General features: G+C 52.5%; 7 protein-coding genes and 4 other RNA genes. 4 read left to right on the top strand and 7 right to left on the bottom strand.

The annotated features are described in order from the left end of the window. Positions 1-176: 176 nt before the first annotated feature. The 4 genes from D9734_RS04705 (at position 177) to D9734_RS04690 (ending at position 851) form a co-directional block, all read left to right on the top strand. Positions 177-308: non-coding RNA, RtT sRNA (locus D9734_RS04705), on the top strand. Between the two features lie 47 nt (positions 309-355). Continuing rightward, positions 356-487: non-coding RNA, RtT sRNA (locus D9734_RS04700), on the top strand. A 47-nt stretch (positions 488-534) separates the two neighbouring features. Next, a non-coding RNA gene (locus tag D9734_RS04695) (RtT sRNA) lies at positions 535-666 on the top strand. Positions 667-712: 46 nt separating this feature from the next. After that, positions 713-851, top strand: a non-coding RNA gene (locus tag D9734_RS04690) — RtT sRNA. Positions 852-867: 16 nt separating this feature from the next. On the opposite strand, the gene D9734_RS04685 is transcribed toward D9734_RS04690, so the two are convergent. The 7 genes from D9734_RS04685 to D9734_RS04655 are packed head-to-tail and all read right to left on the bottom strand — an operon-like array spanning position 868 to position 7749. After that, positions 868-1959, bottom strand: coding sequence for an acyl-CoA desaturase (locus D9734_RS04685; protein WP_130205705.1), 1092 nt, complete (start codon positions 1957-1959; stop codon positions 868-870). Beyond that, a complete protein-coding gene (locus D9734_RS04680; protein WP_130205703.1) occupies positions 1946-3070 on the bottom strand; it encodes a sterol desaturase family protein in 1125 nt (374 codons plus the stop codon). The genes D9734_RS04685 and D9734_RS04680 overlap by 14 nt, the downstream gene beginning before the upstream one ends. Continuing rightward, positions 3063-3665, bottom strand: a complete 603-nt coding sequence (locus D9734_RS04675; RefSeq protein ID WP_130205701.1) for a phosphatase PAP2 family protein — start codon at positions 3663-3665, stop codon at positions 3063-3065. Before D9734_RS04675 ends, D9734_RS04680 begins: the two co-directional genes overlap by 8 nt. Beyond that, positions 3662-4948, bottom strand: coding sequence for a F390 synthetase-related protein (locus D9734_RS04670; RefSeq protein ID WP_130205699.1), 1287 nt, complete (start codon positions 4946-4948; stop codon positions 3662-3664). The genes D9734_RS04675 and D9734_RS04670 overlap by 4 nt, the downstream gene beginning before the upstream one ends. Next, on the bottom strand, positions 4945-5751 hold the full coding sequence (locus D9734_RS04665; protein ID WP_130205697.1) for an MBL fold metallo-hydrolase: 807 nt from the start codon (positions 5749-5751) through the stop codon (positions 4945-4947). The genes D9734_RS04670 and D9734_RS04665 overlap by 4 nt, the downstream gene beginning before the upstream one ends. Next, positions 5729-6745 (bottom strand): NAD(P)-dependent oxidoreductase, encoded by a 1017-nt coding sequence (locus tag D9734_RS04660; RefSeq protein ID WP_130205695.1) that lies wholly within the window; start codon positions 6743-6745, stop codon positions 5729-5731. The genes D9734_RS04665 and D9734_RS04660 overlap by 23 nt, the downstream gene beginning before the upstream one ends. Beyond that, positions 6742-7749 carry a 3-oxoacyl-[acyl-carrier-protein] synthase III C-terminal domain-containing protein gene (locus D9734_RS04655; RefSeq protein ID WP_130205693.1) on the bottom strand — a complete coding sequence of 336 codons (1008 nt, stop codon included), beginning with the start codon at positions 7747-7749 and terminating at the stop codon, positions 6742-6744. Before D9734_RS04655 ends, D9734_RS04660 begins: the two co-directional genes overlap by 4 nt. Positions 7750-7772 lie beyond the last annotated feature (23 nt).

Here is a 7772-nt window from a genome sequence, read left to right as displayed (position 1 = left end):
GAATCCTTCCCCCACCACCATTACTTTCAATAATCCCTGAATTCCCACACGAATCCGTAACTGAATATTCTGCCCATACGGGGAAGGACGAGAAGCTTCGACTAAGGTTCGAATCCTTCCCCCACCACCATTACTTTCAATAATCCCTGAATTCCCACACGAATCCGTAACTGAATATTCTGCCCATACGGGGAAGGACGAGAAGCTTCGACTAAGGTTCGACTCGAGCGCCAGCGAGAGAGCGTTGCCGCAGGCAACGACCCGAAGGGCGAAGCGTGCAGCGCTGAGTAATCCTTCCCCCACCACCATCACTTCCTGATAAAAACTCATTTCAAACATATCGATATCGTTTCATATTCTGCCCATGCGGGGAAGGATGAGAAGCTTCGACCAAGGTTCGACTCGAGCGTCAGCGAGAGAGCGTTGCCGCAGGCAACGACCCGAAGGGCGAAGCGCGCAGCGCTGAGTAATCCTTCCCCCACCACCATCACTTCCTGATAAAAACTCATTTCAAGCTTATCGATATCGTTTCATATTCTGCCCATACGGGGAAGGATGAGAACCTTCGACTAAGGTTCGACTCGAGCGTCAGCGAGAGAGCGTTGCCGCAGGCAACGACCCGAAGGGCGAAGCGCGCAGCGCTGAGTAATCCTTCCTCCACCACCATCACTTCCTGATAAAACTCATTTCAAGCTTATCGATATCGTTTCATATTCTGCCCATACGGGGAAGGATGAGAAGCTTCGACCAAGGTTCGACTCGAGCATCAGCGAGAGAGCGTTGCCGCAGGCAACGACCCGAAGGGCGAAGGGCGAAGCGCGCAGCGCTGAGTAATCCTTCCCCCACCACCATCTCTTAATTCGTTTCTCAATCTATCTGCGCCTCCCCCATTCGCCGTAAAAACTGCTGCTGTAGCCTCAGCAAATCCGCTAACGTCAATAACTGATAATCCAGACCTTGCTGGCTGGCAATTTGCGCGATAATGCGGCTTAACGCTGGATAATGGCGATGATGCCAGTGAGGAAAAAGATGATGGGTAAGATGCAAATTAATTCCGCCCAGCCAGTAGCCAAGCCATGCAGGTTGCGGCGTCCAGTCAAAGGTAGTGGCGAAGGTATGCGCCAGCCGGCCCACGGCCATTTTGCCCTCTTCTGGCGGTAACTGCGTATGCCCCTTCGCCCAGTGCGTTCCGATAATCAACATCACAAAGATCAATGACGCCAGCAGCTGGCTAAGCAGATAAGTCAGCACGATGGTCATAAAACCAAATTCAGACAGTAGCCAGGGAAGTATCAGACAGAGCGCACAATGCGCCAGTTTCCCAGCTAAGAAATATCCCCAGCCAGCAAAACCTCGCAGGGCCAGGTGCCGTGTTACCGGCGTAAACCCGGCGCGATCGAGCCAGTCCACCACCCAGATATACCAGGGAAAGGTGAGCGCGGCGACCAGCGGCCAGTAGCGATGTTGCTGGCGCATAAAAGGTCGCCACTGCTGCCACGGAGTCTGGCGAAGAATGCCATTTTCTGCAGTATCCGGATCGTAAAATTCAATATTGGTAAAGCCGTGATGAAAGCGAACGTGGCGCACCCGCCAACAGTCCGGATCAAGCCCCATAGGAATTGCAACCCACCGGTTAAGCCACGCATTGGCCTTTTTACCGCGCAAAAACGCATCATGCGACGCGTCATGCACCACATTGACCGCTAACAGCATGGCGCAAAACATCATCGCCAGATACCACAACAGATACAGCCCCCACTGGCTTTGAGACAACGCCAGTGCATAACAGCACAGACAGGCAATAATCAGTGCCGCCATTTTGGTGAATGCCCAGCCGTCGGCATAACGATGATCGCCTGCTTTTGCGAGGTACGATTTCGTGCCATTCTGCAACTGTTTCACCAGTTGCGGATCATCAGCAGGAAAAATGATTAACCTGTCGGGCTTAAACAGGTTCATAGTGTTTCCTTAGCGACTTACGTCCTACACCGATTAGGAATAACACGCAATGGGCCAGCAAAATGCCCGCTAATCCCTTCCAGAGCAGAGTGCTCCACGAACACATATATAGAATAAAATAGAGCAGTGACAACGTCACAGAGCACCACAAAATCATACCCCAACGCTGCCCGTCGCTCATGCCCCCCAGCGCAATGGAGCCTGCCACCAGTAAAACAAATAATACGGCTTGCTCACTGGTAATAAACTCGATGCCATAGCCATATTGTTGAATGTAGCCAAGCACCAGCATAAACAGCAGAATCACCCCTGCCCCCACTGCCCACGCGGAACTTTGGTAACGACGTTCAATCGCTTTGCCAAATGAGCGAAAGCCCATTAAGCGTAAAAACGGCAGGTTACTCTCGCGCATCGGGTTACAGGACAAGCGGCTATTTTTTACGCCATAGGCCACGTCATGATCCGGCCCGGCACTCCAGGAACCGAAAAGTTTATCCCACAACAAAAAGGTGCCACCGTAATTGGTATCGGCATATTGCTTTTCATTCAGATGATGGACGCGATGATGCGAAGGCGTGATCAGCACTTTTTCCAGCCAACCCAGTTTCGGCGTTAGCGCGTTATGGTTAAAAAATTGCCAACCATAGTGAATAATAGAAACCGCCAAAAAGACCTGCAATGGCACACCAAGCATCGCCAGCAGCATAAAAAACGGGATTGAGGTTAACGAGGAATACCACGAGTTCCGCACGCCTAATGACAGGTTGTAGTGTTCACCCTGATGATGCACCACATGTACCGCCCACAGCGGGCGCATTTCGTGATGCCAGCGATGCAGCCAGTAAAAGCCGAAATCCCACGCAAGGATAGTAAACAGCCACAGCAGGATCACCGGCGCATTATCAAACAGTCCAAGGCTGAAGTGATTGACCAGCAGGCCATAGCAGAGCACTTCCAGGCAGCGAAATAACCACAGCATCATATGACCGGAGTTGATATTAAAAATAACGTCCAGCCAGTCCACTTTTTGCCGCCCGGTGAATTGCAACACGCCCGCTTCGGCTAACACCAACAGCACCATCGATATGATGGGAAACAGTAAATCACTCATATTGCGTCTTCCTTTTCTCGCATGTTGCGCATATCCAACCGCAAATCGACGCCAGCAACGCGCCGCCTACTAAATCGATAAATAAATGTCTGCGTAATTGCAGAATCGAAAAGGCGATAGCTATCGCCCAAACCACGCTCATTAGTGTTAGCCAACGGCTCCCCTTTTTGGCAATTGCCCATACCGCCAACAGCGTGAGCGCGGCGTGTAAGGAGGGAAAACAGTTCTGACTTGAGTCAATGGCGATCAGCCCATTTAGAGCCCCCGCAGATATCCCCGACTGAGCAAACGCGGGATATTGCATGGTTGTGGGCCAGAGTAGATAAAACACGCCTGCCACCAGCGCCGAAAGTTGCATTGCGCGGACAAGCCAGCGCAGGTGGCAAAGTGGCGTGGATAAATAACCTAACGGCACAATTAAAAAAAACGAGAGATATAGCCACACGGCTGAGGGCGAAAACGCAATCATGTTATCAATTACTGAAGGGGTTAATTGATATCCCTCACCTTGCAGGGAGTCGCTAAAGTTGTAGATAACCCCAACGGTTCCCCAGCCAAGCAGCATCTGTTTCAGGCGTAGCGGTAGATTGCTCATTCACGCCCCCACTGACGCACAATCCGCCGCCGCTTGGCAGCAAAAGCGACGGGCACCGTTTGCGATTCCAGCGACCAAATTAATTGCCCGACTGCGATATCCTGGCGTATAAACAAGGCATTCAACGCCTCCCGGCAATGCTCCAGCATCCACAGCTCACAATCTGCTATTAGCGTCAGCCGTGCTGCCCCGGTTTGTAGCAGGCGATAATCAGCGGTTAGCGGCAGCGTCATCGCCAGCACCCGACTACAGGCATCGGCAAATACGGTCTGAATATCGCCAGATCTTGTCGGCAGTTGCAGTTGATCGTCCTGCCGCCCTTCGATACGCGCAATCGCCATTGTCGCACTGCCACAAGGGCATGGCTGTTCGCTTGCCACCAGCACATCATCAAGTCGATAACGCACCACCGGCTGCGTGGTGCGGGTAAAGTCTGTGACGATCGGCACGAAACGGTGCTCATCCAGCCATTGCGGTTCAATGTGAACAAATTCTTCGTTGAGATGTAACGTGCCACACCGGCAGGTAGAGGCGAGAAAGCCTTCTGTCGCCTGATAGATTTCGCCCACATTGTTGAACACGCTTCGCAGTAATTCCCGATCCTGCGGCTCCAGAACTTCCGCCACCGAAATCACTTTTTTGACCTTTAGCGTTAGCTCTCCGGCAATCACCGCCAGCGCCAGTGCGCGTAATACCTGAGCTGGCGCGACAATAATCGTGGGCGCTCGCTGTTCCAGTTGTTTGAGTTGCGCCTGAAATGGCGCCAGCAGATCGTAAAAGTCGAGACTTAACCAGCGGTTATTCACGCTTTGATAGAGGTTGTTGTCCGCGCGCAAAAACAGTGCCACCCGCTCTCTGGCAAATAAACCGTCGGGCAACACTTTTGCCAGCACACCGGCGGCCCAAATCTGTTGTTCGTGCGGGCTAACCACGAAAAGTCCACGACGCCCGGATGTACCTGATGAAAGCCCAACGCTAAACTTGCCCACGCTGGGTTTGAAATCACGACTCTGCTCACTGCGCATTGCACAGGCGAGAAGCTCGTCGCGCTTTAAACCCGCGGTATTCATCTCATCGAAATGCGTCATCATTAATGCTTTGTCCATCAACGGCCACTGGTTAAACGGCAACGCCAGATAACGCTGAAACCACGGGCTTTTAGATAAGACATTTTGCCGGAACGAATGCAGCCTTTTTGCCTGCCAGTATTCCAGCGCCTGGCGATCGGTGAAATGCAGCCTGCGGGTACGAAAGTAGCGCCAGAGTAAAGCCAAAGGGATCATAAATCCCCCTCGTGGCACAACCGAATGTCCACTGCGCCGTTTTGCCAAAGCTGATGTAATTGCCCAAGCGTGCGGTAGTAGGCGCGGCTGTCGGACATAACCAGATGCGCCAGTGGTGAAGGCCCGCGCAGTTCGCGGTAGTTAGCTGGTGCCCATGCCGCATCCCCAGCCAGTAAAGTCCAGCCATCGTCTGTTTGCACAAACGCACCGATATGTCCGCCAGCATGTCCGGGAAGCGGCACGAGGATAATTTCGCCATTGCTTTCTGGCAGCAAATAGCCACTCTCAAACGGTGCCAGTTCAGGAGGCATATTCACCGATGCGAAACTTTCAATAAAACGCAGTGAGGATTCAAAATTCTCCGGGATCAACCCTGGTACAAAGGCCTGACGCAGTGCGGCTATGCCACGCAGCGTTCTTACCTGCTGCCAGCCTTCACCGGAACAGATACAGGCGACTTCAGGGAAATCGCGCAGGCCAGCAATATGATCGGCGTGAAAATGCGACAGAATAATCGCATCAACATCTTTTGCCGCCAGTCCGTGTGCGGAAAGTTGCCGCACCAGCGCCTGTTGCGGATCAAAATAAACCGGCGTGACCTGGCGATAAAGACGAAATACGCCGGATTTCGTGTAATGTTCAAACCACGAAGAATAGCCGGTGTCCCACAGCCAGCGTTTCTCCCCCACTTCCAGCAGCCAGGCGCGGGCGGGGAATTTACACACTTTAAGCCCAGCCCCTTTCAGCGCAATACAGCTAATATGGGTACACCAGCCCGTTTCAAATGCGGTTATATTTGCCATGTTCCCTCAACCATTGTCCCGTGATTGCAATACCTTGCTCCATCGAAAAGCGCGGGTGATATCCCAACTCTGTAATGGCCTTTTGCGCACTCAGCGTCATATCAAAACAGAGTGTTCCGGCGCTGTAACGTGTGATAACAGGTTCCTGATTAACGCATTTCCCGTACAGCTCCAGGCCGCGCGCGACCAGAGAAAGCAATGGCCAGGGAACGGTAGCAATTCGGTAGCTCAATCCCAGTTGTTGGCGCAGCAAGGCGTCAAGCATTACAGATAATTTCTGCGGCTGATGATTGCTGATGTTGTAAATACTGCCTGAGCATAAGCCTTCAACTTGCGTTGCCAGTTGCATGGCATACACCACGTTTTGCACGAAAGTGAGATCCAATAACGCTTCCCCCCCGCGCGGCAAACGCAAGCTGCCGCGCCCCTGTTGCAGTTGCTGCATCAGACGAGGAACAATTACCTGGTCATGAGGACCAAACAAACCACGGGGACGCAAAAGAATAAACGTCGTGGCAGGATATCGAGAAACAGCGCCAGCAATAGCCTGTTCAGCGGCATATTTACTGCAGGCGTAATGACTGGAAAATGCTCGCGCAAGACAGGTTTCTTGCAGGTCATAGTGATGTTGAAAATCAAAGTAAACCGCAGGCGTGGAGATATGGATAAACCGGGGAATGTTCAGCCTGCCTGCCGCCTGTGCCAGGGTGTGGGTCGCTTTGACATTGGCAAGCCAGAACGCCGTTTTGTCGCCCCAGGGCGAAGACTTTGCCGCACAGTGCCAGACGGCATCGCAACCCTCCATCAAGCGGGCGCAGTCATCCTCAGTTGCCTCGGTTAAATCGAGAGCCACAAACTGTGCACCTGCGCTTGCGAGAACTTTGCCAATCTCACGATTTCGCCCTGTTGCTACAACCGACACACCCGATTGCAACAAATATTGCACGGCATTTCGCCCGAGGCCGCTGGTCGCCCCTGTTACGAGGATCTTCACGGTAAAAGCACCATGCCAGCCAGCGTTAACCCCGCCGCCGTGCCAATCAACAGCGCAGGTTTATCCGCAGTAAAACGACCGCTAATTACCGCTTCATGCAGCGCTGTGGGTATAGACGCAGCAACCTGATTGCCGTAGAAGCGGTAGACATCAATAAGCGCAGATTCCGGCACTCGCAGCCGTTTACGCATATGTTCAAGGGAAAGATGACTAGCCTGATGCGGAACGACCGTAACGATATCAGCCAGTTGCAGGCCGCTTTTTTGCAGTAAGCGCGAAAAATAATCTTCAATAAGTGAAGAGGCAAAACGAAACAGCGGTTTCCCCTGCATATGAAAAAGAAAGTCGCTGTCACTCACACCAGAACGAGGATTACGCCGCGTGCCGCCCGCACGAATTTCACACAGCTCGCTGCCTTCGGGATACATTTCGATCAGGCTGGCGATAATCCCGCTGCGACCATCGCCCCGCTCGACAATCGCGCACGCCGCGCCATCACCAAAAATGAGTGACGACTCTTCATGATTCCAGTCGATGCCGCGTGAAGCAATATCTGCCGAGACGATAGCAATGCGCCGATATGCTCCACAGTTTAATAATCCGGCAGCAACTTCCAGAGCGGAAATAAAGCTGACACAGCTACAGTTGATATCAAATCCGGCAACGCCTGCGGGCATAGCAGCGGCTTTAAGAATATGAATTGCGCTGCAGGGTAATGCCTGTACGGCAATGGCTGACGCACAAATTAACAGATCAATATCAGAAGGTTTTAAGGCAGCCGATGCTAACGCATTATGCAACGCTTCTGCCGCCAGTTCGGCCTGGCTGGCGTCGTTGCTGGCAAAATAGCGCCAGCAAATGCCGGAACGTCGCTCAACGTAGCCCGCAGGTTTATTTAACTGAACATCCAGTTGTTGAGAGGTAATTTTATCAGGTGGTAAGGCGATCCCCGTGGCGATTATTTTTAATGCCGCAGAGATCGTCGAGTGATTAGGTTGATCCACGGTCAGTGCTCCTTCACTGCTCC

This window comes from Escherichia sp. E14S1, assembly GCF_004211995.1.
GTDB lineage: Bacteria > Pseudomonadota > Gammaproteobacteria > Enterobacterales > Enterobacteriaceae > Escherichia.
The sequence above is the reverse complement of the archived record's forward strand: the minus strand, read 5'-3'. Positions and strand labels throughout refer to the sequence as shown.

Coding starts and splice junctions, on each gene's coding strand:
- D9734_RS04665 (WP_130205697.1), bottom strand. CDS start 5,751: ATGGCAAATATAACCGCATTTGAAACGGGCTGGTGTACCCATATTAGC.
- D9734_RS04685 (WP_130205705.1), bottom strand. CDS start 1,959: ATGAACCTGTTTAAGCCCGACAGGTTAATCATTTTTCCTGCTGATGAT.
- D9734_RS04675 (WP_130205701.1), bottom strand. CDS start 3,665: ATGAGCAATCTACCGCTACGCCTGAAACAGATGCTGCTTGGCTGGGGA.
- D9734_RS04680 (WP_130205703.1), bottom strand. CDS start 3,070: ATGAGTGATTTACTGTTTCCCATCATATCGATGGTGCTGTTGGTGTTA.
- D9734_RS04670 (WP_130205699.1), bottom strand. CDS start 4,948: ATGATCCCTTTGGCTTTACTCTGGCGCTACTTTCGTACCCGCAGGCTG.